At 56.3% G+C, this 22,798-nt stretch carries 30 protein-coding genes and 2 pseudogenes; 17 read left to right on the top strand and 15 right to left on the bottom strand.

Annotated features, from left to right (window positions below; genetic code table 11):
- The first annotated feature begins 52 nt into the window (after positions 1-52).
- The gene (locus AC5O5I_RS17540; protein WP_070383732.1) at positions 53-412 is read left to right on the top strand and encodes a hypothetical protein; all 360 of its coding nucleotides are present in this window, start codon (positions 53-55) and stop codon (positions 410-412) included.
- Between the two features lie 36 nt (positions 413-448).
- Here the strand turns inward: AC5O5I_RS17540 and AC5O5I_RS17535 are convergent, their stop codons facing one another.
- A complete protein-coding gene (locus tag AC5O5I_RS17535; RefSeq protein WP_081343586.1) occupies positions 449-727 on the bottom strand; it encodes a hypothetical protein in 279 nt (92 codons plus the stop codon).
- Positions 728-905: 178 nt separating this feature from the next.
- On the opposite strand from AC5O5I_RS17535, the gene AC5O5I_RS17530 reads away from it, so the two are divergent.
- From AC5O5I_RS17530 to AC5O5I_RS17520, 3 genes are all read left to right on the top strand, one after another.
- A complete protein-coding gene (locus AC5O5I_RS17530) occupies positions 906-1,892 on the top strand; it encodes a CaiB/BaiF CoA transferase family protein (RefSeq protein WP_494512771.1) in 987 nt (328 codons plus the stop codon).
- Between the two features lie 173 nt (positions 1,893-2,065).
- Positions 2,066-3,385 (top strand): MFS transporter, encoded by a 1,320-nt coding sequence (locus AC5O5I_RS17525; protein ID WP_081343589.1) that lies wholly within the window; start codon positions 2,066-2,068, stop codon positions 3,383-3,385.
- Between the two features lie 126 nt (positions 3,386-3,511).
- Positions 3,512-4,282, top strand: coding sequence for an IclR family transcriptional regulator (locus AC5O5I_RS17520; protein WP_070383745.1), 771 nt, complete (start codon positions 3,512-3,514; stop codon positions 4,280-4,282).
- A gap of 12 nt (positions 4,283-4,294) precedes the next feature.
- Here the strand turns inward: AC5O5I_RS17520 and AC5O5I_RS17515 are convergent, their stop codons facing one another.
- On the bottom strand, positions 4,295-5,365 hold the full coding sequence (locus AC5O5I_RS17515; RefSeq protein WP_081343590.1) for an AbrB family transcriptional regulator: 1,071 nt from the start codon (positions 5,363-5,365) through the stop codon (positions 4,295-4,297).
- A gap of 124 nt (positions 5,366-5,489) precedes the next feature.
- Between AC5O5I_RS17515 and AC5O5I_RS17510 the strand changes: the two genes are divergently transcribed.
- From AC5O5I_RS17510 to AC5O5I_RS17495, 4 genes are all read left to right on the top strand, one after another.
- On the top strand, positions 5,490-6,392 hold the full coding sequence (locus AC5O5I_RS17510) for a LysR family transcriptional regulator (protein WP_070383746.1): 903 nt from the start codon (positions 5,490-5,492) through the stop codon (positions 6,390-6,392).
- 120 nt (positions 6,393-6,512) lie between these two features.
- Positions 6,513-6,671 (top strand): hypothetical protein, encoded by a 159-nt coding sequence (locus AC5O5I_RS17505; RefSeq protein WP_172830919.1) that lies wholly within the window; start codon positions 6,513-6,515, stop codon positions 6,669-6,671.
- A gap of 12 nt (positions 6,672-6,683) precedes the next feature.
- Positions 6,684-6,908, top strand: coding sequence for a DUF2188 domain-containing protein (locus tag AC5O5I_RS17500; protein ID WP_070383747.1), 225 nt, complete (start codon positions 6,684-6,686; stop codon positions 6,906-6,908).
- A complete protein-coding gene (locus tag AC5O5I_RS17495; protein WP_070383748.1) occupies positions 6,905-7,333 on the top strand; it encodes an HhH-GDP family DNA glycosylase in 429 nt (142 codons plus the stop codon). The genes AC5O5I_RS17500 and AC5O5I_RS17495 overlap by 4 nt, the downstream gene beginning before the upstream one ends.
- 281 nt (positions 7,334-7,614) lie before the next feature.
- Here the strand turns inward: AC5O5I_RS17495 and AC5O5I_RS17490 are convergent.
- A pseudogene (locus tag AC5O5I_RS17490) lies at positions 7,615-7,779 on the bottom strand (con-10 family general stress protein); the annotation flags it as partial.
- A gap of 305 nt (positions 7,780-8,084) precedes the next feature.
- Between AC5O5I_RS17490 and ligD the strand changes: the two are divergent.
- The 3 genes from ligD (at position 8,085) to AC5O5I_RS17475 (ending at position 11,763) form a co-directional block, all read left to right on the top strand.
- Entirely contained in the window at positions 8,085-10,868 is a 2,784-nt protein-coding gene (gene ligD, locus AC5O5I_RS17485; protein WP_237141847.1) for a DNA ligase D, read from the top strand.
- A gap of 62 nt (positions 10,869-10,930) precedes the next feature.
- Positions 10,931-11,293, top strand: coding sequence for a hypothetical protein (locus AC5O5I_RS17480; protein ID WP_070383750.1), 363 nt, complete (start codon positions 10,931-10,933; stop codon positions 11,291-11,293).
- Positions 11,294-11,472: 179 nt separating this feature from the next.
- The gene (locus tag AC5O5I_RS17475) at positions 11,473-11,763 is read left to right on the top strand and encodes a hypothetical protein (RefSeq protein WP_301158920.1); all 291 of its coding nucleotides are present in this window, start codon (positions 11,473-11,475) and stop codon (positions 11,761-11,763) included.
- Positions 11,764-11,790: 27 nt separating this feature from the next.
- On the opposite strand, the gene AC5O5I_RS17470 is transcribed toward AC5O5I_RS17475, so the two are convergent.
- Entirely contained in the window at positions 11,791-12,027 is a 237-nt protein-coding gene (locus AC5O5I_RS17470; protein ID WP_070384469.1) for a hypothetical protein, read from the bottom strand.
- A complete protein-coding gene (locus AC5O5I_RS17465) occupies positions 12,002-12,343 on the bottom strand; it encodes a hypothetical protein (RefSeq protein ID WP_081343591.1) in 342 nt (113 codons plus the stop codon). The genes AC5O5I_RS17470 and AC5O5I_RS17465 overlap by 26 nt, the downstream gene beginning before the upstream one ends.
- A gap of 158 nt (positions 12,344-12,501) precedes the next feature.
- Here AC5O5I_RS17465 and AC5O5I_RS17460 point away from each other — a divergent pair, with 158 nt between their 5' ends.
- Positions 12,502-12,735: a hypothetical protein gene (locus tag AC5O5I_RS17460; RefSeq protein WP_070383752.1), complete on the top strand. Its 234-nt coding sequence runs from the start codon at positions 12,502-12,504 to the stop codon at positions 12,733-12,735.
- A gap of 14 nt (positions 12,736-12,749) precedes the next feature.
- Here the strand turns inward: AC5O5I_RS17460 and AC5O5I_RS17455 are convergent, their stop codons facing one another.
- Both AC5O5I_RS17455 and AC5O5I_RS17450 read right to left on the bottom strand, forming a co-directional pair.
- Positions 12,750-13,130, bottom strand: a complete 381-nt coding sequence (locus tag AC5O5I_RS17455) for a helix-turn-helix domain-containing protein (RefSeq protein ID WP_070383753.1) — start codon at positions 13,128-13,130, stop codon at positions 12,750-12,752.
- A 167-nt stretch (positions 13,131-13,297) separates the two neighbouring features.
- Positions 13,298-13,984 (bottom strand): hydrolase, encoded by a 687-nt coding sequence (locus AC5O5I_RS17450; protein WP_070383754.1) that lies wholly within the window; start codon positions 13,982-13,984, stop codon positions 13,298-13,300.
- Positions 13,985-14,192: 208 nt separating this feature from the next.
- Here AC5O5I_RS17450 and AC5O5I_RS17445 point away from each other — a divergent pair, with 208 nt between their 5' ends.
- On the top strand, positions 14,193-14,678 hold the full coding sequence (locus AC5O5I_RS17445; RefSeq protein ID WP_070383755.1) for a RidA family protein: 486 nt from the start codon (positions 14,193-14,195) through the stop codon (positions 14,676-14,678).
- Here the strand turns inward: AC5O5I_RS17445 and AC5O5I_RS17440 are convergent.
- Positions 14,675-15,661, bottom strand: a complete 987-nt coding sequence (locus tag AC5O5I_RS17440; protein WP_172830920.1) for a LysR family transcriptional regulator — start codon at positions 15,659-15,661, stop codon at positions 14,675-14,677. The two genes, AC5O5I_RS17445 and AC5O5I_RS17440, sit on opposite strands and share 4 nt — an antisense overlap.
- Before the next feature lie 124 nt (positions 15,662-15,785).
- On the opposite strand from AC5O5I_RS17440, the pseudogene AC5O5I_RS17435 reads away from it, so the two are divergent.
- Positions 15,786-15,935: pseudogene (locus AC5O5I_RS17435) on the top strand (DUF6555 family protein); the annotation flags it as partial.
- A gap of 771 nt (positions 15,936-16,706) precedes the next feature.
- Positions 16,707-17,138, top strand: coding sequence for a response regulator (locus AC5O5I_RS17430; protein WP_070383757.1), 432 nt, complete (start codon positions 16,707-16,709; stop codon positions 17,136-17,138).
- Here the strand turns inward: AC5O5I_RS17430 and AC5O5I_RS17425 are convergent.
- The gene (locus AC5O5I_RS17425) at positions 17,104-17,550 is read right to left on the bottom strand and encodes a response regulator (protein ID WP_081343592.1); all 447 of its coding nucleotides are present in this window, start codon (positions 17,548-17,550) and stop codon (positions 17,104-17,106) included. The two genes, AC5O5I_RS17430 and AC5O5I_RS17425, sit on opposite strands and share 35 nt — an antisense overlap.
- A gap of 96 nt (positions 17,551-17,646) precedes the next feature.
- Positions 17,647-18,060, bottom strand: coding sequence for a low affinity iron permease family protein (locus tag AC5O5I_RS17420; protein WP_070383758.1), 414 nt, complete (start codon positions 18,058-18,060; stop codon positions 17,647-17,649).
- A 162-nt stretch (positions 18,061-18,222) separates the two neighbouring features.
- Between AC5O5I_RS17420 and AC5O5I_RS17415 the strand changes: the two genes are divergently transcribed.
- Positions 18,223-19,269: a zinc-binding metallopeptidase family protein gene (locus AC5O5I_RS17415; protein WP_070383759.1), complete on the top strand. Its 1,047-nt coding sequence runs from the start codon at positions 18,223-18,225 to the stop codon at positions 19,267-19,269.
- Between the two features lie 19 nt (positions 19,270-19,288).
- Here AC5O5I_RS17415 and AC5O5I_RS17410 read toward each other — a convergent pair whose 3' ends face one another.
- The 4 genes from AC5O5I_RS17410 to AC5O5I_RS17395 all read right to left on the bottom strand — a co-directional run bounded on the left by AC5O5I_RS17410 (position 19,289) and on the right by AC5O5I_RS17395 (position 21,384).
- Entirely contained in the window at positions 19,289-19,537 is a 249-nt protein-coding gene (locus tag AC5O5I_RS17410; protein WP_081343593.1) for a hypothetical protein, read from the bottom strand.
- A 372-nt stretch (positions 19,538-19,909) separates the two neighbouring features.
- Complete coding sequence (locus AC5O5I_RS17405) at positions 19,910-20,353, bottom strand: DUF421 domain-containing protein (protein WP_070383760.1); 444 nt, start codon at positions 20,351-20,353, stop codon at positions 19,910-19,912.
- A 9-nt stretch (positions 20,354-20,362) separates the two neighbouring features.
- Positions 20,363-20,869 carry a hypothetical protein gene (locus AC5O5I_RS17400; protein ID WP_070383761.1) on the bottom strand — a complete coding sequence of 169 codons (507 nt, stop codon included), beginning with the start codon at positions 20,867-20,869 and terminating at the stop codon, positions 20,363-20,365.
- A gap of 11 nt (positions 20,870-20,880) precedes the next feature.
- Entirely contained in the window at positions 20,881-21,384 is a 504-nt protein-coding gene (locus AC5O5I_RS17395; protein ID WP_070383762.1) for a CinA family protein, read from the bottom strand.
- A gap of 184 nt (positions 21,385-21,568) precedes the next feature.
- Between AC5O5I_RS17395 and AC5O5I_RS17390 the strand changes: the two genes are divergently transcribed.
- Positions 21,569-21,733 (top strand): hypothetical protein, encoded by a 165-nt coding sequence (locus AC5O5I_RS17390; RefSeq protein WP_172830921.1) that lies wholly within the window; start codon positions 21,569-21,571, stop codon positions 21,731-21,733.
- Between the two features lie 30 nt (positions 21,734-21,763).
- Here AC5O5I_RS17390 and AC5O5I_RS17385 read toward each other — a convergent pair whose 3' ends face one another.
- Positions 21,764-22,621 carry a glucose 1-dehydrogenase gene (locus AC5O5I_RS17385; RefSeq protein WP_070383763.1) on the bottom strand — a complete coding sequence of 286 codons (858 nt, stop codon included), beginning with the start codon at positions 22,619-22,621 and terminating at the stop codon, positions 21,764-21,766.
- Positions 22,622-22,798 lie beyond the last annotated feature (177 nt).

The raw sequence follows: 22,798 nt of genomic DNA, 5'->3' as shown, positions 1-22,798 counted from the left end.
CCGGGGGCGTTGCTTGAGCGACGAGCACCAGCGGCAGAAGTAGGAACAACAAATGTCAGATGAAGTCGTCATCGAATACCACGTCAAAGAGCTCTCGGATTTTCAGCTCAAGCGGATCTTGCGCGCGATGGCTTTGAGGTACCCGTCATCTGTTACCGGCTACCTGAGCGATGTTTTCATCACGTCGGAGTGCGCTGTCGGCATCGTTTTTGGTCACATCAATCCTGGGCAGTTTGAGCAGCGTTCGAATGGGCACATCCTACAGACGTCTCCTATCGAGCATCTCAGGAAGGTAGGGCGCTACTGGGTGGTCACCACGGAGGAGGGGCGGTTTGTGCTGACGTCTTTCAAGCGGGGAATGGGAAGAGCAAGTTTACGATCGCTCATGGGTACACTGATTAAAACAACGTAGCCAGCGCTTCCCTGCGCCGGATGAGCGATGCTGCGATCAAGCTTCCGACAGCAATGTTCGGCGTCGGTGGATACTACTCAGGATTTTGTAATCACGAATTCGGTCGTTGGAGAGATGACCGGCATCAACCAGGCCACGAATGTAGCCCTCGGCTTTGCCTCGGGCTTCGCGCAGTTCTCCTTCAGATGTGCTGCGGTGAATGTCATCAACGATGAGTTGCCAGCGCTGACTCTGGCGAGCACCAATCGGGTCTTCAGAGAAGTCAGGAGCAGTGAGAAGAATGTCGTAGTAGCCAGCAACAGGTGGATTGCTCAATTGCAGCGTTCCTCAAATTGAATCTGCTGCAAGGCTAGCATGCGCACATCTAATCGCTTGTTGCTGTTCAGCCTAGAGGTAGACATCTCGTGTGAAAGCTTCCGAGGGCTTCACAGCATAGGAGGTAAAACATGGTTCAACGGCGAGCGCCGCTTTCCACATCCAAAATCGTCGATGTATCGCCATCAGCAATGCCCAACACGGTAGCAAAGGCGATGCAGATCGAGTTCGATTTGGAGATGTGGTAACTGAGAATTTCCGGCCAGGTGCGATGGAGAAATTGGGCCTCGGTTACGAACATGTCAAAGCTATCAAGCCAGACATTATTTACAGCTCCATGAAGGGCTTCCTGCCAGGCCCCTATGAGAAGCGCACGGCGTTGGACGAGGTTGTCCAGATGATGACCGGTCTGGCCTACATGACTGGCCCAGAAGGCCGTCCACTGCGAGCCGGCGCCTCGGTAAACGATGTGATGGGCGGCATGTTTAGCGCCGTGTCGGTTCTTGCTGCGCTACTGCAGCGCAAGGAAACCGGACGTGGCCAATTTGTTCAGACCGGGCTGTTTGAAAACTCCGCCTTCCTTGTTGCTCAGCACATGATGCAAAAGGTCGTCACCGGTAAAGCGGCGGCACCGATGCCAAGCCGTATCTCGGCATGGGCAATCTATGACGTGTTCGAGACGGCCCAAGAAGGCGAGCAGGTCTTCATGGGCGTTGTGAGCGACAGCCAGTGGGTGTCTTTCTGCCAGGCTTTCGATTTCCCTGAATTGGGCAGTGACGCCGACCTCAGCCGTAACAATCAGCGTGTTCAGGCGCGAGATCGCATCATCCCATTGGTGCGCGAGCGCTTGTCCGGGATGGATAAGCAAACCGTTATGGCTCTTTGTGAAAAGGCCGGTTTGCCGTTCTCTCCAATTCAGCGACCTGAGGACATGTTCGAAGACGAGCACCTCAATCAATCTGGCGGCATGGCCGATCTCACGCTGCCGAGCGGCGAGCAGGTCAAAGTTCCAATGCTGCCTTTCGAAATGGATGGCCAACGCTTTGGCACCCGCCTGAATGTTCCAAATCTGGGCAGTCACTCGCAGGAGCTGCTGGCCCAGTTGGGGTACAGCGACGAGGAGATTACTCAGCTCGAGGCGACTGGCGCGATCAAAACATCTTGATCAAAACGGAGGCGGGTCTCCGCTAGAGGCTCGCTCCTGGATTTAACGAGAAGCTCGAAATGGCTCTCGAGCGAAATCAGCAGCACTAGAGGCACTGGAAGTACCTCAGGTCTGCGCTCACCGATGGCCCATCCAGCCACGGTATTCATAACAACAAAACCGAGGATACAGTCATGGCTAACGTCACGACCCCGGATACCAATTTTTCAATGCCAAAGCCTGATGCCACGTCTCCGCTGCAGCAACGGGCGATGAAAAAAGCCGCTTGGCGCCTCATCCCCTTGCTCGCCTTGGCGTACTTCTTCAACTACCTGGATCGCACCAGCGTTGGTTACGCTGCACTGCAGATGACCGATCAACTTGGGCTTACTGCAGCTCAATTTGGTCTGGGTGCAGGGATCATGTTCGTGGGTTATTGCCTCTGCGAAGTCCCAAGCAACCTCGCCATGTATCGATTTGGTGCGAGGGTCTGGATGGCTCGCATCATGATCACATGGGGACTGGCAGCTGCAGCCACCGCCTTCGTGATCGGCCCTTACAGTTTCTACGTTGTCCGCTTCCTCCTTGGCGTTGCGGAAGCTGGCTTTTTCCCTGGCGTGATCTTCTTCCTTACGCTCTGGTTCCCAGCGCAATATCGCACCCGCGTACTGGCTTGGTTCACGGTAGCAACCCCGATCTCGTTCCTGGTCGGTGGCCCGCTTTCGATCTACCTGCTGCAAATGCACGGCGCCTGGGGCCTTGCAGGTTGGCAATGGATGTTCATCATTGAGGGTCTGCCGGCCTGTGTGTTGGGTCTCATCACACTCAAGGTTCTCGCAAACCGTCCTAGCGAAGCCAAGTGGCTCTCGCAGGAGGAGAAGGATGCTCTGACTGGGATGCTGGAGAGCGAGAAATCCAACACCAAGAAAAACCACGGCTTCACTGCTGCGCTCAAGGATCCTCGCGTCTGGATCCTTAGCTCGATCACGTTCAGCTTCACCATCGGCACTTATGGTATCGGTATCTGGCTGCCTCAGATGCTGAAAGCCCAAGGGGTTGAAGTCAGCCTCATTGGATGGGTCGCTGCAATCCCTTACTTCTTCTCAACCATTGGCCTGCTGTTCTGGGCCAAGCATGTAGACAGAAGCGGGCGCGGTATCCTGAATCTGATTGTTGCCTTGGTTCTGGCTGGCCTGGCACTTATTTTCGCAGTGAACATGAACGCGCTGATTCCAGCGCTGGCGGGCATCACCCTGGCCCTGGTGGGTACGATTTCGGCGAAGACAATCTTCTATACGCTGCCGGCGAAGTTTTTGAGTGGCCAAGCTGCCGCTGGTGGTATTGCTCTCATCAACTCCATCGGTGCGTTTGGCGGATTCGTTGGGCCTTATCTGATGGGCTTCTTGAAGGACTACACGCATTCTTTCACTGCAGGCTTGATGGTGATGGGATGCATCCTGTTCTTCGCCGCCTTGATGGCGCTGTCCCTGCGATTCTTCATGCGTGATGCTTGATTGGAATCGCTAGTAGAACGGCGTACCGGCGCATGGACTAGCTGCTGATCGCACTCACAGGTAAGGTATCAATCATTTAGACGGCCCCTCTAAGGGGCCGCTTTTTTCAGCCGAGAAGAATGTCTGATGTCGCCAAAAGAAGAGACAGTGATCCCCGATACTTCCAAGAGCCCAGCCGAAGGAGGGGTGGCGGCGGTCGATAGAGCCTTCGCTATCCTGGGAGCTTTTGATCCTGACCGAAGCAGTCTTCCTTTGGCTGAGATCGCGAGGCGGACAGGTCTGTACAAAAGCACCATCCTGCGCCTGATGAGCTCTTTGGAAAGGGCGGGTTTCATTCGGCGTCTGGCTGATGGGCAGTACACCGTGGGTCACGAACCCTTGCGCTTGGCCCAGATCTATCAGGCATCCTTCCGTCTGCGCGATACGATTTACCCGGTGCTTGAGGCCCTAACTGAAGAAAGTGGGGAGACCTCTTCGTTCTATGTCATCGAGAACGATATTCGGGTCGTGCTCTTCCGGGTTGAGCCCAAACGCGCGGTACGCTTCAGCATCCATGAGGGGGATCGCTTCCCATTGCATGCCGGGGCTTCTGGAAAGATCCTTCGGGCGTTTGGCCCACCAGCTGATCGAGCTTTAGCTGATATACGGGAGCAATTCTGGGCGACGTCGTTCGGTGAGCGAGATCCAGATACGTCATCCATTTCCGCTCCAGTTTTCGGAGTGGCGAATGAGTTCAAGGGCGCCTTGACCCTGTCAGGCCCCTCGGAACGCTTCAACAAGGATCAGCTCCAAGCGGCCAGGCTTCAGTTGCTCAAGCGAGCTGCCCAGGCGACAAATCTGCTCGGTGGCAGTAATCGAGGGTTGCTCTGCGCATTGGAACAGAACGAACGCAAGTAAGGCTGGATCAGATCAACTCTGCGTCAGGCGGATAATCTGCCTGGCAAAGAAAGCCCCGGTGAGAATCACTCCGAAAAGACGCAGCGTTTGCATAGCTAGCACCATGCCGACATCGGCATGCGTCTCAACCGCGATGATGGCCATTGCATCGAGCCCACCTGGGCTGGTCGCGAGGTACATGGAAAGAAAATCAGTGCCGGTAGCATAGGCCAGGAGCCAAGCGCAGCCGGCACAGAGTGTGATCAAGATCAAAGCTCCGATGATCATCGCGGGCAAGTGCTTAAAGACGTAACGAACAGTATTTCGGTCAAAGCGCAGCCCGATGTAGCACCCGATGGCGCCGTAAGCTGTTGCAAGCAGCCAGGGAGGCATAGTGATATCCAGCACCCCGCTCAACTGCAATGCGCCTCCTACCAAAAGTGGCATCAGCAGCGCTCCAGCGGGCATTTTCGATCCAGCAGCGACTCCAAACAGGATCACCGCCAGGCTCAGTGAGATGTTTAAAAGGTCGGCTCTTTGAATAGGGTCAAGTGACTGAGTGACTTCATGTGCAATAGGGGTGGCACCAAGCAAGTGGCTGACCAGCGAACCGACCATCACGACACAGACCACTCTAACGTACTGCATAGTCGCCACCACTCGAGAGTCTGCACCGTATTCCTCGGCCATGGAAACCATCGCAGAAGCAGCACCAGGCGCCGTACCCCACGCGGCGGTACTGCCAGGAATTCCTCCGTATCGGACGGCTCCTAGGCCTACTGCAGCGCTCAGCAATACCGTGATAAGCGTTGCGAAGAGCATGATGTGCCATGACTGAACAAGCGATACCAGAACCGACAAGGTGACTGAGTGAGCTACTAGCAGTCCCACGCAGCCCTGGCCAAATCGGAACATCTGACGGTGCAAATGCATCTGCGCGCCACACACGCCGAACGCTATAGCGACAAGCATCGGCCCAAGGAAGAGGCCTGCCGGCACTGCAACGGCGTGAAGACCTTGTCCTACTGCACCGGCGATACCGATGAGCGCGCACCACTTCAATACTTGTGGGCAACGTTTCTTGGGGGTGTGAGGGTTGAGCAACGAAGTGGATCTCCTGGCGATGGCGCCATCGGTGGTAGCCCCGATGATTGGAAAATTATCGACGCCTGGAATGATCAAGTCTATTTTCTACTTTCGATAAACCAATAACTGAAATTCATGAATCATGGACTTTCGTGACCTTGCATATTTTGAAACCATCGCGGAGCTAGGGCATCTCGGTCGGGCTGCAGAAAAGCTCGGTCGCTCTCAGCCGGCGTTGAGCAAAAGTATTCAGCGACTGGAGGAATCACTCGGTGCGCGGCTCTTTCAGCGAGATGGCAGAAGAATCAAGCTGACTGATGTGGGCGAGCTACTGCTTGCCAGGGGTAAGCACCTGCGCATCCACATTGCTGAGACCGAAAGAGAGGTTAGGGACTATGCGAATGGCCTGGTTGGTAACATCCGGCTGGGTTGCGCTGCGAGCATGGCCGAGTACCTGCTCCCCCAACTGACCGAAGCACTCTTGGCTAGGGCACCGAAACTGACGCTGAAGCTCTCAATTGGTCAGGATGATGTTCTGCGGGAGGCGCTTAGGGCAGGACGTCTCGATGCCATCATTTGTCCCCTAATCACGAGAGATCCTGACTTCAAAATTTATCCAGTGCTTGAGGATGAAGCTGTAGTAGTCGCGAGCGTAGACCACCCCATTTTCTCAGCCTCGTTCGACCTTCAGCAGTTGTGCCGATACCAATGGGTGCTCCCTGGGCCAACGGTGACGGCCAGACGCTGGATCGACAACGTGTTCATATCAAGGCAGCTGCCACCTCCTAATGTCCAGATCGAAACCAATTCGATTTCTTTGCTCCCTCGCCTGATCGCTCGGACTCGACTCCTGAGCTTTCTTGCCCGGGAAACGCTTGAGTTTGGCCAAGGCATGTCTCGGCTTCGTGAGGTTCCACTGATTGAAACCACCATGAGCCGAACCGTTGCAGTGTCGATTAGAGCAGAAGGGTACTTACCACCTGCCGCCGCCGCCTTGGTTGATCTCTTGAGGGAGGAGGGTGGCAGCTTCTTGCAGGTGCCTTAGGCATCAAGCTTTTCGACCCTTGCACTGAAGTTTGCACCAGCTAATTGCTACATTCCGCTCAATCCTTTGAACGTTTGAATCTGGATGATTTTCAAAGGTAGAACGAACGGAGGAATAATCATGCAACCGAAAACCGAAGGACTTGAAGAGCAAGGCCCCAGCGGCGTGCCCTACATCAACGATCCGGAAAAGCCCACCTCGCCGCCCCTGAACGATGCCGACGCCACGGACGCAGCAGAGGCTGAGGAAGACATCCAGGACGACGCAGAGTCGATTTAAAGGAACAGCGCCATGGACAACTACCACCTGAGCCCAACTGCGGACGGCTGGGAGCTGAAGAAAGCCGGTGCGGAACGAGCATCCAAGCGAGCTGCCACGAAGCAGGAGTTGGTGGGTTCGCTATCCGATTTCTTTGAGGGCAAAACAGCCTCGGTGAAGATCCACAAGGCCGATGGCAGCATCGAGGAAGAGCGCACGTACCCACGCTCTGCTGATCCGAGGCGTACAAAGGGGTGATTCCAACCACGGCTGCTGACCTTGGGATTGAATTCAGTGATCCGAGTGGCCACGGGTTGTACAAGTGGCTGCTCGCGAGCTTTTTGATTGGGAAGAGGATTCGATCCTCGGTCGCAGTGGCGGCGTACCGGAATCTAGTTGATCGGCATGGGTTGGATACGCCTGAAAAATTGGCTGGCTGCTCCCATCGGGATCTCGTCAGGTTTTTGGGCCAGGCAGGATATGCGCGTTACGACGAATCCACTGCCTCGCGATTGCACGAGCTAGGTGTAGGCCTGGCTGCCGAACTTGAATCTCGAACGAATGCTCTAGAGAGCGGGTCAATGAAACCAGCTGAGTTTGACGCCTGGTTGCTCAGCTTCAAGGGCATAGGGCCGAAGACATTGGAAATCTTCAAGCGTGAAGCTGTTTTGGGAGAAAAGTAATGCGTGTAGTCGGATGGCTTTTTACCGGGCTGGGTTGTAGCGGTCTCTTTGTAGCTGTGGGGCTGATAGCCATGGCCGCGACTGGGCAGCTCGCTAATCCAGACCAAGGCTTCGCTTTGAGCCTGTGTACTGCCGCATTATCTGGCACATTGATCTTGTTGGGGAGACGTTGCCAGATTCGAAGCAAGCCGCTCCTGCCAATTCTTCTCGCTTCCTGACGTAAGTCTACGGGGCCGCAAAGTTGCCAGGGTGAAGAACACCCAGGCATAGCTCATACCCGCTTAGCGGTTTTCGCTATTGCGGCCACCACCGTGGGTGTTTTGCCCGCCATTGCGACCCGCCTCAGAAGCGCGCTCGCGGTCGTTGGCGAAATTCCCGCCCGACGCTTGGCCACCTTTACGGCCTGCTTCAGACGCTTTTTCGCGGTCATTGGCGAAGTTGCCTCGGTTGTTCTCAGCAGTGCCGCCTTGATTGCCGCGATTACCTTGATTGTTAGCCATGATCTTTCACCTCATGTGGCACACAGGAAAGTCTGTGTTCAACCCCGAGGGGTGAAAGCGGCTAGTTCGCTCACCTGAGTTTCGCTTTGCCCGACGGGTTGCGCTAAGGAAGCTGATTCCCGGACAGTGGCGAGTCAACTCTTAGCATCCCAATAGAACTGGTTCAGGCCCTGGCCATTCGGCGCGCGCGCTGAACTGAAGTCCTTTCTGCCTCCTCTAATTTGGACACGGTCTCAGAGGGGATTCGGGATATGGACGACACGGCCCTGGCATTGATGATCTTTGCGGCGGATCACCCGGACGTGCTTGCCCAAGTCCAAGCCTTGAGTGAAGCGGAAGCGCTGGAGGCTGGCGAGCCGCTGTCGGCGCTACGCGACACCATGGTTGTCCAAATCCTCACGGCTGAAGCCAACAAGCGAGGCGTTTCCCTCGAGGAGCTGGTTCAGGCGCTTATCGGCAAGAGCGACGTGGAAGAGGAAGATTCGAGCGTCCCAGGCTTGGTAAAGTACAACCGCATGCGTGATTTCAACGCCTCACCTGAACCATCGGGTGCGGGGAAATCCACTAAACGTTCGAAGCGCGCAGCTGCTCATGCCTTGCAGTTTTGCGTTCAAAAGCACGATGCCACTCGACTGCACTACGACTTCCGCCTGGAGCTTGATGGCACGCTGAAAAGCTGGGCAATACCCAAGGGCCCATGCCTGGATCCGAAGGTGAAGCGGCTTTCAGTGCATGTCGAAGATCACCCGCTAGATTACGCCTCCTTCGAAGGCACGATTCCGGAAGGGCACTACGGTGCCGGAGATGTCATCGTCTGGGATCGTGGAATATGGCTGCCTCAGGGTGACCCCGCTGAGGCCTACAAGAAAGGTCGCATGAAGTTTGAGCTGCAGGGTGAGAAGCTCTCTGGCCTATGGAACCTTGTCCGGACGAGCATCGAGGGTAAGCAGGAACAATGGTTTCTGATCAAGCATCAGGATAAGGTCGCCAAGCCGCTTGCTGATTTCGACATTGTGGTCGAGATGCCTAACAGCGTGCTCAGCGACCGCACCATCATCCCTAAGAGGCGCGGTCGGGCGAAAGCAACGTCATCCAAGTCGAACCCTCCCACAACCGTCAGCGGGCCGAGCACAGAAGGCGCTGTGGCTGCAGCACTGCCTGAGAAGCTCTCTCCGCAGCTAGCGACCCTGGTTGACTCCAGCCCTCGAAGCGAGGAGTGGCGCTACGAAATCAAGTTCGATGGTTACCGCATGCTGTGCCGCGTCGATGGAGATGACGTCCGGCTGTTCACCCGCAATGGTCACGACTGGACTGCGAAGTTGCCCAAGCAGGCGGCGGCAATCGCCTCGCTCGGGCTTGTAACGGCCTGGCTGGACGGCGAGATCGTCATACCGGATGAAAACGGCGTGCCGAATTTCCAGTTGCTACAGAATGCATTCGACGCCGGTAAGAGCCAGGGCATCGTCTACTACCTCTTCGACTTGCCGTATCTCAATGGCGCCGATCTTCGGCAGGTGTCGGTTGAGAGCCGCCGTGGACTGCTCAAGCAGCTTCTCGCTGACTCGACCGACCCGCTGCTGAGGTTCTCCGAAGACTTCACCGAAGACGTGGACGCCTTGATGAACAGCGCCTGCCAGATGCGTATGGAGGGACTCATCGGCAAACGCTTGGGCAGTCCTTACGTATCCCAGCGCAGTGACACGTGGATCAAGCTCAAGTGCAAGCATCGCCAGGAGTTCGTCATCGTCGGCTACACCGACCCGAAAGGCGCGAGAAGCGGCTTTGGGGCTCTCGTCTTGGCTCTCACTGACGAAGATAGCGGAAAGCTGCGATACGCCGGCAAGGTCGGCACTGGTTTTACCGAGTCGACCCTCGCCACCATCCTCGAAACGCTACTGCCGCTGGAGCAGAAACAGGTGCCGGTGATGAACCCACCGAAAGGTGTCGACGGCAAAGGCATTCACTGGTTGCAACCTACGCTGTTGGCCGAGGTCACCTTCGCTGAGATCACCTCGGACGGTGTGGTAAGGCACGCGGTGTTCCAAGGTATCCGGACGGACAAGCCCGTCCGGGACATCACAGAGGAGCAGCCGGCGCCTGCGCCCAAGGATCGAAAGTCAGCCCAGGCGAAGTCGGAAGACAAGCCCTCGGCCACCAAGGTGCGGATCACTCACCCTGAGCGTGTGATCGATCCCAGTAGCGGCCTCACCAAACGAGACCTCGCCGAATACTACGCGCAGGTCTCACCCTGGCTTCTTCCTCACCTGAAAGACCGGCCTATTGCTCTGGTCAGGGCGCCCGAGGGAATTTCCGGTGAGCTGTTTTTCCAGAAGAACGCTGACCGCCTCGCCATCCCGAACATCACTACGGTGCCGAAGGCCGAAGCAGGCAAAGCAGGTATGGTCATCAACAGCGTCGAGGCCCTGGTCGGTGCCGTGCAGATGAGCACCATCGAACTGCACTCTTGGAATGGCACGACCGACCACATCGAGCAGCCAGATCGCTTCGTGTTGGATCTTGACCCTGATCCCGCGCTGCCTTGGAAGGCCATGGTCGAAGCCACCCAGCTGACCTTGGTAGTGCTCGATGAGTTGGGTCTGCAGTCGTTTCTCAAAACCAGTGGCGGCAAGGGCATCCACATCATGGTGCCGCTCACGCCTAAAGCTTCGTGGGAAGAAGTGAAGGATTTCAGCCAAGCCATCGTAAAGTACATCGCCAAGCTGATCCCGGATCGGTTCTCCGCCGTGCTAGGCCCGAAGAATCGTATCGGCAAAATCTTCATCGACTATCTGCGCAACGGCAAAGGGGCCACCACCGCCAACGTCTTCTCGGCACGGGCCAGGGAGGGACTCCCTGTGTCGGTGCCCATCTTCCGGGACGAAATTGTCGAACTGCAGTCGGCGGCCAAGTGGAACATCAAGAATGTTCAGGAGCGGCTGGACGAGCTTGGTGATAATGATCCCTTGGGAGGTATGGACAACGTTTCACAGCTGATCACGCTGGAGATGAAACGCAGAATCGGAATGAAATCTTAAGCCCCGGACAAGACTCAATGTGATGCGGAGCCGGGAGGCTTAGGAGAACGTAAGGAAATGCCATGTCAAGACAGAATAGAGACCAAGCCGAGCTTCTCCTAGCCGAGGTACTGGCAGCGGCTTGCCTAGCGGCTGAGGGAAACGCCGGCTCTAAGCAAGACCGACACCTCATAAGGCGGGTAAGGCAACAGGCCGATGAGGCTTTGTGTCTACGGCAGATATCCGTCTATGCACAGGTGGGTGCAATTCGAGAAATGCAGCTCACGAGCGCAGAGGTTCACGAGTTTGATCTGGATGGCCTTCGATACGTAGTGATGAGGAAGCGTGGACAGCAGGTGGTGCTCGACCTGACCCGGCTCCGTTCTTACGAGGGAATCCTTCGCGTAAAGAAGTGGGCCAGGTCAGCCCTCAGAACCAATCTTTGAAGGCCTTCAAAATCCTCGGCCAACCGGAGCTGTGCTGAGACCGCCCTCCGTCAGATTGCAGCTAGTCACATCCCGTCATATTGCTAAGCCATTATCTGCTCGCCGGTGATTGCCTTGCCGCTTCGCTGCGCTATGGTAAGTGCACCCCACAAATAAGACTAAAGTCGTAGGAGGTCGGCATGCGGATTCGCGGTGATATGTTTTGGAAATGGGCAGACCCAACGCTCCACCACAGGTCTCACGACGAGACGCTGGACGACGGCACGACCATGGACATTCAGGTGCGACTGTCGCACACGGGCAACACCCAATTGTTCATCGGTGTATATGCCGGGACGGGTATGGCACTCCACGAAGAAGCTTTTCTGTCGCGCCCAGGTGAGTCGATGACTAGGGCCCTGGCATGGGGGGTGGGACGTGCTCGATGCTTTGCAACCAATCAGCAGCCTGCTGAACGGCAGGTAGCGTAAAGCTCCGATCAAGAGGGTGGTGGCGACCTATTGGCCGCCATCCAGATGATTCCACTCGCTATACGCCGACTTCAAAACTTGGGGAAGGCGAGGAAGCTCACGCCTGATTTCGCTCAACGCTTCAGTGCTTCGAATCCACTCCGTCAACCACGCGATCAGCATCGGTCGAGTAGTGGGGCAGGGCGCTACTTGCTTTTCAAGCTCGTCGGCTACCTGAGCAAGAAGCTCCAAGTGCGCATCAAGCTCTGCAATCTGATTTGCCATGGGCATCAACCTCTTTCACGTTTTGACGGCAGCTTGCTTCACTGCACTCCATCCCAATCTCAGCCAAGGCTCGTCCTCTGCCAGCGCCCCATACCATCGCCCGCGTAACCGTCTCGCCAGGCCGCTTAGCGTAAGCTTCTTCAATCAGCGCCAAGCCAGAGCGCTCATAAATCCCAATGAACAACTGAGTGTCTCCGGTGCGGGAAAGCCTCACTTGGACATCCAGCCGCGCTCCGTCTGCGAGTATCTCTTCATGAGAATGGTGTTTTAGGCTCGGATCGGCCCAAGACCAAAATACTGCTCCACGATGTCGCATCCTTGCCTCCTGTTTACATCTCCATCAGGACAGCCTAGCCCGTTTCGTCTGTACGGGAGTTTTCAATCATCTCGGGACATTTCAAGCCCAGTCCACTACGAGTTGCCTTGATGCTTTCATAGAGTCGGACTAATACTAAAGCACTGCTAAGAAGAGGGATGGTCATGCAGGCCCGCTTCATTGTAATCCCCGCCATGCCTCAAGAGAGAGAGCAATTCCCTCGCCGAATCGGCGTCCCTGCTGCCCTTGGTGCGGGGTACGACCTCTACGACACCCATGGCAAAACACGACTGGCCTTGAACTACCCCACCCGGGCGGAAGCGGAGTACGACTGTGCAAGTCGGAATAGCCAGGAAGGCGCTAGCGGCGCTAGCTTAGTAGGATGTGGATAGCGAACCTGTCCCTGCTAAATGGCCTGCTGCTGCCATGCCTGAGGTGTCATCCCTACAGATCTCATAAACGTCCGACAGAAATGCGGCTGGTCGTAGAAGCCGCACTCTAGGGCGATCTCGGCGAGCATCATCGTCGATGCCTCTAGCAATTCTTTACTCTTCCTGAGGCGCTGCTCACGCAACCACTGTTGCGGAGAGACATGCGTGGATTCCTTGAACATTCGCGAGAAATGGCTGCGTGACAAGCCGCAGGCTTCGGCAAGTGCAGTGACCGATATACCTGTATCCAGATGATCCAACATCATTTGCTTGGCAGTGGTCACCTGCCAAGGTTTGAGCCGTCCCGTCCACTGAATCGCGACGGTGGCTATCACGATACCGTTAGCACTGTTCATGGGGATCAATTCATCCTGAAAAACCTGAAGGTGGTTGATCCGGGCAGCGCGGTTCGCTGAAGCCTCTTCTATGGCTTCAGAACATTCCGTCTCGATGGTTTAGCCCGGATCAGCTCGTTCCAGCCCTTGGTTGTCGATCAGAAACCAAGCCTGGGGCTGATTAGGTCTCAGATCGGCGCGGCCACGGGTGCCAAGGTGGGGCCGTGCTGAACGCGCTCTGGCGCTTTGTGCACCATGGTGTACGCGTAGTCGACGCCCATGCCGTAGGCGCCTGAGTGTTCCTTGACCAGCTCCATCACCGCATCGTAGGTGTCGCGGTTTTTCCAGTCGCGCTGCCATTCCAGCAGCACCTGTTGCCAGGTCACCGGCACCACACCTGCCTGGATCATGCGCTGCATGGCGTAGTCGTGGGCATCCTTGGTCGTGCCACCGGAAGCGTCGGCAACCATGTAGATCTCATAGCCTGCATCGTGCATGGCCGACAGTGCGAAGGTGGTGTTGCAGACCTCAGTCCACAGGCCCGAAACGATAATCTTGTTTCGACCGTTCTTCTTCAGCGCATCACGCACTTTCTGATCATCCCAGGAGTTCATGGACGTGCGCTCAAGCAACGGAGCATCAGGGAATACCGCGAGCAGTTCGGGGTAGGTATGGCCGGAGAAACTCTCGGTTTCGACCGTGGTGAAGATGGTGGGCACATTGAAGATCTTGGCCGCCTTGGCCAGGCCTACGGTGTTGTTCTTCAGCGTTTGCCGATCAATGCTCTGCACGCCGAAAGCCATTTGCGGTTGCTGATCGATGAAGATCAATTGGCTGTTGAGCGGGGTCAGGACTTCAGTGTGTGGATTGCTCATTGTTCTTCCCTTTTACTGAACGGTGGCGAGAGTTTGCTCGGCGGGTCGTCGCCGAGTGCCAGCACAAGATAGCGAAACACTGAGTGAATCGGTGGCGCAATTTTGCGCCCTTGGAATCGCATTCATGCACCATGGATGGCGTCCAATCCGGTGCTAGGATCTCGGCCAGTCGGATCACGTCGATCCATTTTTCGCCAAGGAGAATCCAATGGCCGCTTCACGACCTTTCAACGACGACACCGCCTACTGGGGCGTTTCATGGGAAGAGGGCTACGGCTATCCGCAAGCGCGGCGAGTTGGGAACGAGATCTTCATCTCGGGTCAGTTCAACCATGATGAAGAGGGTAATCTGGTAGCACCGGCGCCGCTGGATGCTGACGGTCGTCCGAGCGATTTCTCGTCGATGGGCGAACAGATGCGGGTTTCCTACGACAACATTGCCAAGTTGTTGGCCTTGTATGGCGCCACGATGCAGGACGTCGTTGAAGAGACGCTGTATGTGTTGGACATGGACGCGGCCTTTGCCGTGGTCGGCAAGGTGCGCAAGACGGCCTATGGCACCAAGCGCCCGCAGGCAGCCAGCAATATCATCGGTGTATCGCGGCTCGCCCAGCGTCCACAGCTGATCGAGATCGTGTGCCGTGCCGTGATCGGCGCCCAAGCAAAAATGACCGGCGCTCCCGGTTCCAACTAGGAAACCGGAATGGCCTGCTGACCTTCGACTAGCGGTTTGAGGTCGGCCACGGCAGCCGCGCAGAACGTCATGAACGCTTTCACCCGCCAGGACTTCCTGATGTCTTGGTGGGTAAGCAGCCACAGCTCATCCTGAAGTTCCTGCACCACTGGCCCGGCACGAACTAATCCTGGGGTAATGTCGCCGAGCATGCAAGGGAGGAAGCCATAACCGAGGCCTGCCGCAATAGCGGCGCTGGCTGCCGCCACAGAATCGGTGCGGTAAGAAATATGCTCCGGCGGCACCCGACATTCGACGTAGCTCGTTGCCTTCAACCCGCACAGGCCTCCCGAGTAGGACACCCACGACTGACCCTCAGCGAAGGGGTCGGCAATCGCCGTTTGCTTGACGCTTCGATACGGAGCCCAGGCGATGTTGGCTAGCTTGCGCCCCACGAGGGTATCTGCCGGTTTTTTCGTCGCACGTATCGCGATGTCCGATTCGTCTCTCGCCAAACTCAGCGTCTGGTTACCAACCAACACTTCAATGGTGATGCCCTCATTCAGGGCTTTGAAGTCCGCGATGATCGGCGTGAGAAAGTACAGCAGCAGCGAGTCGCTGGTGGTGATTCGCAGTTTTCCCAAAGGGCCCTGACCGGCACGAGAAACCCTACGAGTGACACTGACGATGTCCAGTTCAACGCGCTCGGCCAGTGCACGCAGCTCTGCACCTTCGGCAGTCAACAGATACCCCGCCTTGCGATGATCGAACAGCGCGACCCCAAGTGTCTTCTCAACCTGCGCAACCCGGCGCGAGACGGTGGAGACATTGATGCCAAGCTTCTTGGCGGTGGCGGCTCGGTTGCTACAGTTACTCAGGGTTTTGATGATCCGCAAGTCGTCCCAGGACAGCTGGCTGACAGCTTCAGCGACATCCCACTTCGGGCTGTTGGCTTCTGCAGGGATGGGCTGGGTACTTACAGGTGACGGCTTCACGACAATCATTCCAGGAAGGGAGGGCTGATGATACGAGAAGGGGCTTAGCCAACCAAGGTGTGGTTTGGGGTCATGCCAGGGGTGCGGGCAAAAGAAAGCCCGCTGCTAGGCGGGCTAATGGGAGCTTCTTGAACTGCACGGCGATCATCGGACATTCATCATCCGTTTCGAGAAGATGGATAACGCTACTGCTTGGCACTGGGCGAGTTGCGATGCTGATGTTGGCATTATTCCGAGGTTTGGTCAGCACAAGATCCACAAGGCGGATGGCACCATCGAAGAAGAATGCACCTACCCGCGTTCTGCTGATCCGAGGCGTTCAAAGGGGTGATCCCAGTCACCGCTAGTGACCTTGGAATTGAGCTCAGCGAAACGAGCAGTCACGGTTTGTACAAGTGGCTGCTCGCAAGCTTTCTCATCGGTACAAGGATTCGCTCAACTGTCGCGGTGGAGACCTATCGGAGCTTGGTTGAACGGCATGGCCTGGATACCCCCGCCAAGCTCGCCCGATGCTCTCACCAACAGCTGGTCGTATGGCTTGGCCAAGCTGGTTATGCCAGATATGACCAGTCCACTGCGAGACGACTGCATGCGTTGGGGAAGGGGCTGTCCAGTGATTTGGATGCTCAGCTCAGCAGCTTACGCCAGGGTCTCATTGACCTGCCCACATTCCAACGCTGGCTTTTAAGTTTTGGGAATTGGCATTAAAACTTTGGAGATTTTCATGCGAGAAGCTGCCGCACTGCTCGATAACGAGAGGCTGTAAGGACTCTTGGAAGGGCACGACTGAGACCGCCGCCCTAGGCTATCAGTGCGAGCCTAAGTGCATGCCAGCGTTGGAACTTTACGCAATCAACTGCCACCTCCAGGGCGAGCCCGGCCGATACTATCCTCAAGGTGAACAGACCCAACGCCAGAGCACTATGGCGTTTCCGCAGTGCGGAGGTGCGTTTCGAGCGGCGTATCATCATGATTGTGTGCGGATGGCCATAAGCCTTCATCGACCCGATGCCATTAGCATGGAACACTGGAAGATCTCAGGACGGGAGGTTACATGAAGCTCGAGGCCGAAGGACTATCGCTACGCGGACACACAGTGCTGGTCGTGGAAGACGATTTAACACTCAGAACGCTGCTCGTAGACATCCTGATTGAGCTCGGTGCTCATGCGTGTGGTTTTGGTAATGCGGAGGATGCCCTCATCCATCTTCTTGAAAACCACGGCAACTGTTCGTTGATAATCGCCGACCACGGTGTGCCTGGCACACTCAAGGGAGTGGAGTTCCTGCAGATGGTGGGGGAAAAGTGGCCCGACATTCCCACTATTCTGACTTCCGGTTTCCAGTTGGAGAGCTTAGGTGAAGGTCTATCCAGTGAATTCTTATTCAAACCATGGTCGGTCGAAGAGCTCACTGCGACAATCGCCAAGGCCTTGGTTCGCAAGCCCAGTATTACGCAGCAGGACGTTGATCAACATCCTGCATGAGGTAAGGCCTCACGCACTCTATGAAACGTTCTAGCGGCCAGGGTTTTTGGAGGAAGTGGGTGCCTTGAGGTAGTGCCTCACTCATTTCAGGATGATAGCCGCTGGATACGATGACGTCGGTGTCTGGCAGTTCCTTACGTGCGATCCAAGCCAGGTGCAATCCTGTCGAGGCTCCCGGGGTCTGGACATCGGTAATCACCAGTGACCATGGTTGCAGTCTCAGCATCGCAATGCCTTCATCGGCAGTCGCCAGCGCAGTCACGGCTGCGCCTAGATCTTCCAGCAGCATCGTGATCATTTCTCGGAGGGCGGGTTCATCCTCCACCAGAAGAACGGAGGGAGGCATATCGGGGAGTTTTGGCTCAATCATCAGGATACTCTTATCCAAGCGCACGTGAATAAAGCCATCCATCTTTGAACCGCCGCAATGGCATGGCGACGCGCGATATCATTCCGACATCGCTTTCGCCGGGAAAATTCACTCGCACTATCTGAAAGACATTTCACATCATTTTATAGCGGCTTCGCTGGGGGCTTGAGCGGGATCGGCGTCGGCCGTAGGTACTTCCTGATCACATTTCTCGCCCATCGCCCGGTACTCCTTTCGCAGCGCATGCAACTGCTTGTTGTCCAGTGCTTCGAGGTCAAGGACGGATCGCTCGGCAGACTTTGTCGCCCGGATCAGCTCGTCCAGCTTGAGATGGATGATGTCGTTGTCCCGGTTTTGAGTGTTCTGAATTAGGAAAACCATTAGGAATGTGATGATCGTGGTGGAAGTGTTGATAATGAGCTGCCACGTATCGTTGTAATGAAACCAAGGCCCGGAGGCTGCCCACATCGTGATTAGTACGATGGCGATGAGAAAAGTGCTTGGCCTGCCAGCGTGGTCTGACAGCCGTTGGCAGAATTGCGCGAATTTCATGATGCTCTCCCTCTGATACGTTGCGCTTACTCAGTTGACCGCCCGCGTGATCAGAAATCATTTTTTACATTTGGCGGATGCAGCGAAAGGTGGGCACGATCACTTTGAACAGCGGCGGCGCAAGCAGGGTCAACCGCTACGACTTTGCTTTGGAGGGTAGTCATGGAAGTCGAGCCGCTGTTGACAGAGCTCTTGATGGCGCGTGGCCCAGGTGGGCAGGAAGATGAGGTACGTTCGATTTGTCTGCGAGAGCTCACTGCATTCTGTGATGACTTGAAAGTCGACAGGGCGGGGAACGTCATAGGCCTGATCAAGGCTGCGCATGACAGTGATCCTGGCGAGGCAATCAGGGTTATGGCGCACCTGGATGAGATCGCCATGATCGTAAAAACGGTCGAGGCTGACGGGACGCTTAGGGTTGTCGCGCTTGGTGGAGCTCAGCCGATCTGCTTTGGCGCTTGCCCAGTCGACATGCTGGGCGACCGAACGACACTTCCGGGCGTTCTCTCTTACGGCTCGATGCACAACAGTGGCAGCACCCCCACAGGCCGGGACGTATTGGCTGGCGACGTTCACTGGAATGATGTTCATGTGGTTACTCGTCTAACCAAAGCCGCCTTGGAAGAAGCGGGTATTCGACCAGGGTCGCGCGTGGTGCTGAGTCAGCACTGGCGCAGGCCATTCATCGTCAACGACTGCATTGCCGCGCATTTCCTTGATGATCGAGCGCCTGTCACCGCCGTGATTCATTCCGCTGCCTTGCTCAGCAAGCGTCGGCATTTGCTCAAGCAGGATGTCTGGGTGGTGTTGACCACACTCGAGGAGGAGTCCAACGCTGGTGCAATGTATGCAGCCCGCACGCTACCGGGGGATACCACCATCGCGGTTGAAGTAGGGCCCGTACTGACTGAGTACGACACGCGGCTATGCGCAGGCCCGATTATCAATGCCGGCGATCAGAAGGGCTATTACAGCCGGACGGTGATCCATGGCTTGCTCGAGGCTTCCCGTCGTGCCGGTTACGAGCCCCAGGCAGCTTTACTGTTGGACTTCGCCTCGGATGCCAGTGCTGTAATGAGCGCAGGAGTCTGCGCGCGTGCGGGCTGCATTGCCATTCCAACTGAAAACACGCATGGGTTCGAGTTGATCCATTCGCAGGGGATTTCAGCCTGCGCCGCGACGCTCGTCGAGTATCTGATCGACCCTTAGACTACCTGTTTCAAGCTGGTCATGACCGCAGCTCGGCTGTTGTGTTCTTCCTCCAACCCCTGAGGTTCATAAGACACAGCACTACCTGAAGCACAATCAATGCCCACGCTTGTGCATGCCATCCCCAGACCGTCCATAAAATGTTGCTTGCGATAAAGCAACAGAAGCCCACTTTGCGCCGCCCAGGGCGATGCGATCCAATACACCAGGCTGCCAGCACTGTGACCGCCATCGCTGGCCATTCCAGCAGCTCAACCCAATTTTCCATCAAACCATTCCAGACCGTTTCCATAAACCTTGAGCCTCTTCAAACGGTCAATCCGCTTGTAGTAATCCGGATTCTCTCGGATTTGGAGTTCACTCTGGAGGACTGGGTTCCGCATACGATATGGCAGGTGAAGCGATCCATTAACGCTCAGAGTCGTAACCGCTGATTGCCAGGGCAGCGCGCATCGCAGCAAGAAAAGACCATGATTTTGGCGATGATGGAGCAGGGGCAGATTTTCGACACTAGCAAAGTGCGAAACTGGCTGACCACCCACCGGAGTCTGATGCCTACATCAATAATTGAGCCTCACCACGCCCTTCTCCTTAGTTAAATAGGGGGGCGCCGTAGCCTGCCCGAGGCTCCTAGAGAATGTCACTCCTCGGGAATAATCGAGATCTTGCCGTTGCGCTCGACAATGGCAAATTTGATCTGCTCCACTTTTTCGATTCCCTGGCTATCGCGCGCAGATTCAAGAATATCGTCTTCAGTGAGTCGCGCTCGGTGCATACGGTGGTGCAGAAAACGGCCATGCTCAACGACCAGCGTAGCGTGGCCGTCCAGCAGTCGCGCCAAAGGCTTGGAATTGAGTTTCGCGAGCGACAGTCCGACATCCAGGACGATCAGCGTCGCGATGACCAACATGGCATTGGTGAAGGAAAAATCATCGCCCAGCAAAGCCTGTTGGGTCGCTTCGCCGATGATTAACAGCAGCACAAAATCAAAGGTCGTCAAGTCAGCTAAGGAACGTCTGCCTGCAACGCGAAACAACAGCATGAGGGCGATGTACATGCCTGCTGCGCGAAGGATTGAATCCATTACTCGCTCCTAAGGGAATAGGAAGGTAGAGAAGTGGACTGCACTGGATGGGCCTGCGCGCACCGCGCATTCCAGTGTTCCAACATACTCGCTGCGTAAGGTCAGATAGAGCGTGGCAACGCCATTCTCGCTGGTTCCCAGTTGCAGCAAGATGGCCTTGCCCTGTGAGAGCGAGGCTTGGGGTTGAGGTTGTAAGGTTTCGATGCTGGCTTCGCGCAGTAGTGAACCATCGAGCTGCACCATGATGGGTTCTCGGGCGCTGCCGCGTACAGTGATGCGCAAGCTGTCAGTTGTGCCACTGCGGCTGAGGCGTTGATACTCAACATGCAGACGGCCATCAGCGCTCGTGACCTGAGCATTGCTGAGTGGGCCATTACCGAATACGCCGGCCAATCCAAGTAAGACAATGACGACCAACAGGTACCAACCCACGCGTTCGAAGCGCCAGACGCGCTGCTGCATGGTCATGTCTTCCTGGACAGGCTGCTGTCTCGACACCAGTTCATCATCCGCCATAGCCCTAATCCTCAGGCGCGCTCCCCACGAAGCCAGCGCTCGTGATAATGGATCAGGCGGGTCAGTCCGTAGACGGCCCCGTCATGCATGACTTGCGCTCGCTCTCCAAAAAAACGCTGGGTACGGGTAAATACGGCAATTGGTTCCCCGGCAAATGCCCACGCAAAGCACAGCGTGCCGGGTAGAACCCCAGATGCTGGGCTAGGCCCGGCTACACCGGTAGTTGCAATAACGACGTTGGCATCGCTGTCCTTCAAAGCCCCTAGAGCCATCTCCCAGGCGACTGGTTCGCTAGTGAGCCCGTATCGTTCGATGGTCTCCGCGCTTACACCTAGCAAACGCTTCTTGGCGGAGGGGGAATATACTACGTAGCCGCTTTCGAGCACCTCGCCTGTACCTGGGAATGCCGCTAGCAGAGCGACCATGCAGCCTGCTGTGCAGGACTCGGCAGTCGTAAGTACCAGATGGTGGTCTTTGAGGTATCCAAGCACGGCCAGTACGGGATCACTTGCCATTTTGATGTCGACTCGTTGTTCTTTTGTGGTGGACGTGTCAGCTATGTAAATGGTTCACCGGTTCAGCGTAGGTTCGCTTGGGTTCTTGACTTGAACTTCATTTCCCGCGTCAGCATCAATTTAGGTAGCACGGAGCTGGGCTCCGAAGTGTTATTTGAATGACAGAGGTAAGGGTAGGGTAGCCATGAAAAAGCACACCGACACCGGGCATAGGCCCCATGCCCCGTCAAAATCCCAGGGTGAAGAAGAACGCGACAACGATGCTCATCGACCGGACGGCTCATCAGGCACCGATCATGATTCGACCGCACAGAAAGCAGCGCGTAATGAAGGGGAGAAGAAGCACTGAGGCCAGCAACAGCTGGCCTCAGTGCTTTCATCAGAGGATGGGTTTGCCGCCGGTTATCCCGTAGCGTGAACCCGAGATGTAGCTGGCCTCATCAGAACCCAGCAAGACATAAATAGGCGCGACCTCCACCGGTTGCCCTGGTCGCCCCATTGGGTAGCTCGAACCGAAGTTCTTCACGGCTTCATCCGGCATGGTGGCAGGTATTAGCGGTGTCCAGATCGGGCCGGGGGCTACGCTGTTGACCCGTATGGCTTGCTTGCCGAGCAGCTGGGCGAGGCCGGCGGTGAAATTTGCAATCGCACCTTTGGTGGCGGCATACGCCAACAGGCTGGGTGATGGGTCGTCGGAGTTGACCGAGCTGGTGTTGATGATCGAACCGCCTTTTGGCATCGAAGGCAACGCGCGTTGGCAAATCCGGAAAATGGCGGTGATGTTGGTATCGAAGGTCTTCACCCATTCATCGTCGTCAATTTCGGCCAGGCTTTCATGGGCCATCTGGAACGCGGCGTTGTTCACCAGGATATCGATGCGACCGAACTGCGCCACGGTCTTGTCGACAACGTCGTAGCAGTGCTGTTTGTGTGCCAGGTCGCCAGGCAGCAGCAGGCACTGGCGTCCAGCGGCCTCGACCCAGCGCGCTGTTTCCTGAGCATCTTCGTGTTCATTCAAGTAGGCAATGGCAACATCGGCGCCCTCGCGGGCGTAGGCAATAGCCACCGCGCGCCCGATGCCGCTGTCGGCGCCGGTGATCAGGGCGATTTTGCCTTCGAGCCGATTGTTGCCGATGTAGGTCTGCTCACCGCAGTCTGGATACGGCTCCATCTTGCGTTGTGAGCCTGGCACGCTTTGCGGCTGAGAAGGAAACGGGGGAGTAGGGTAGTCGCTCATGGGGGGAAGCTCCTGCAGTTGGGAACGCTCATGACCGTTCGAAACGTACGAGAGGCTGGTGTTGAGGTGAATTCAGGAATAGTACGACGGACGGTCAGCTTGCCATCGCCGGTGACTCTCGAGGATTGAATCTAACAATCGCTATCAGTCTCACCGAGGCACGGGTAGGGCCAGGCT

It is taken from the genome of Pseudomonas sp. 9_2_1 (genome assembly GCF_059295275.1).
Note: the sequence above shows the minus strand (reverse complement) of the source record. Positions and strands in the feature narration are given on the sequence as shown.

Coding starts and splice junctions, on each gene's coding strand:
- AC5O5I_RS17400 (WP_070383761.1), bottom strand. CDS start 20,869: ATGGCGGATGATGAACTGGTGTCGAGACAGCAGCCTGTCCAGGAAGAC.
- AC5O5I_RS17390 (WP_172830921.1), top strand. CDS start 21,569: ATGAAAAAGCACACCGACACCGGGCATAGGCCCCATGCCCCGTCAAAA.
- AC5O5I_RS17500 (WP_070383747.1), top strand. CDS start 6,684: ATGGACAACTACCACCTGAGCCCAACTGCGGACGGCTGGGAGCTGAAG.
- AC5O5I_RS17440 (WP_172830920.1), bottom strand. CDS start 15,661: ATGATTGTCGTGAAGCCGTCACCTGTAAGTACCCAGCCCATCCCTGCA.
- AC5O5I_RS17450 (WP_070383754.1), bottom strand. CDS start 13,984: ATGAGCAATCCACACACTGAAGTCCTGACCCCGCTCAACAGCCAATTG.
- AC5O5I_RS17385 (WP_070383763.1), bottom strand. CDS start 22,621: ATGAGCGACTACCCTACTCCCCCGTTTCCTTCTCAGCCGCAAAGCGTG.
- AC5O5I_RS17445 (WP_070383755.1), top strand. CDS start 14,193: ATGGCCGCTTCACGACCTTTCAACGACGACACCGCCTACTGGGGCGTT.
- AC5O5I_RS17460 (WP_070383752.1), top strand. CDS start 12,502: ATGGTCATGCAGGCCCGCTTCATTGTAATCCCCGCCATGCCTCAAGAG.
- AC5O5I_RS17415 (WP_070383759.1), top strand. CDS start 18,223: ATGGAAGTCGAGCCGCTGTTGACAGAGCTCTTGATGGCGCGTGGCCCA.
- AC5O5I_RS17420 (WP_070383758.1), bottom strand. CDS start 18,060: ATGAAATTCGCGCAATTCTGCCAACGGCTGTCAGACCACGCTGGCAGG.
- AC5O5I_RS17425 (WP_081343592.1), bottom strand. CDS start 17,550: ATGGATGGCTTTATTCACGTGCGCTTGGATAAGAGTATCCTGATGATT.
- AC5O5I_RS17395 (WP_070383762.1), bottom strand. CDS start 21,384: ATGGCAAGTGATCCCGTACTGGCCGTGCTTGGATACCTCAAAGACCAC.
- AC5O5I_RS17455 (WP_070383753.1), bottom strand. CDS start 13,130: ATGAACAGTGCTAACGGTATCGTGATAGCCACCGTCGCGATTCAGTGG.
- AC5O5I_RS17410 (WP_081343593.1), bottom strand. CDS start 19,537: ATGGAAAATTGGGTTGAGCTGCTGGAATGGCCAGCGATGGCGGTCACA.
- AC5O5I_RS17540 (WP_070383732.1), top strand. CDS start 53: ATGTCAGATGAAGTCGTCATCGAATACCACGTCAAAGAGCTCTCGGAT.
- AC5O5I_RS17520 (WP_070383745.1), top strand. CDS start 3,512: ATGTCGCCAAAAGAAGAGACAGTGATCCCCGATACTTCCAAGAGCCCA.
- AC5O5I_RS17430 (WP_070383757.1), top strand. CDS start 16,707: ATGAAGCTCGAGGCCGAAGGACTATCGCTACGCGGACACACAGTGCTG.
- AC5O5I_RS17405 (WP_070383760.1), bottom strand. CDS start 20,353: ATGGATTCAATCCTTCGCGCAGCAGGCATGTACATCGCCCTCATGCTG.
- ligD (WP_237141847.1), top strand. CDS start 8,085: ATGGACGACACGGCCCTGGCATTGATGATCTTTGCGGCGGATCACCCG.
- AC5O5I_RS17465 (WP_081343591.1), bottom strand. CDS start 12,343: ATGCGACATCGTGGAGCAGTATTTTGGTCTTGGGCCGATCCGAGCCTA.
- AC5O5I_RS17470 (WP_070384469.1), bottom strand. CDS start 12,027: ATGGCAAATCAGATTGCAGAGCTTGATGCGCACTTGGAGCTTCTTGCT.
- AC5O5I_RS17510 (WP_070383746.1), top strand. CDS start 5,490: ATGGACTTTCGTGACCTTGCATATTTTGAAACCATCGCGGAGCTAGGG.
- AC5O5I_RS17480 (WP_070383750.1), top strand. CDS start 10,931: ATGTCAAGACAGAATAGAGACCAAGCCGAGCTTCTCCTAGCCGAGGTA.
- AC5O5I_RS17505 (WP_172830919.1), top strand. CDS start 6,513: ATGCAACCGAAAACCGAAGGACTTGAAGAGCAAGGCCCCAGCGGCGTG.
- AC5O5I_RS17525 (WP_081343589.1), top strand. CDS start 2,066: ATGGCTAACGTCACGACCCCGGATACCAATTTTTCAATGCCAAAGCCT.
- AC5O5I_RS17475 (WP_301158920.1), top strand. CDS start 11,473: ATGCGGATTCGCGGTGATATGTTTTGGAAATGGGCAGACCCAACGCTC.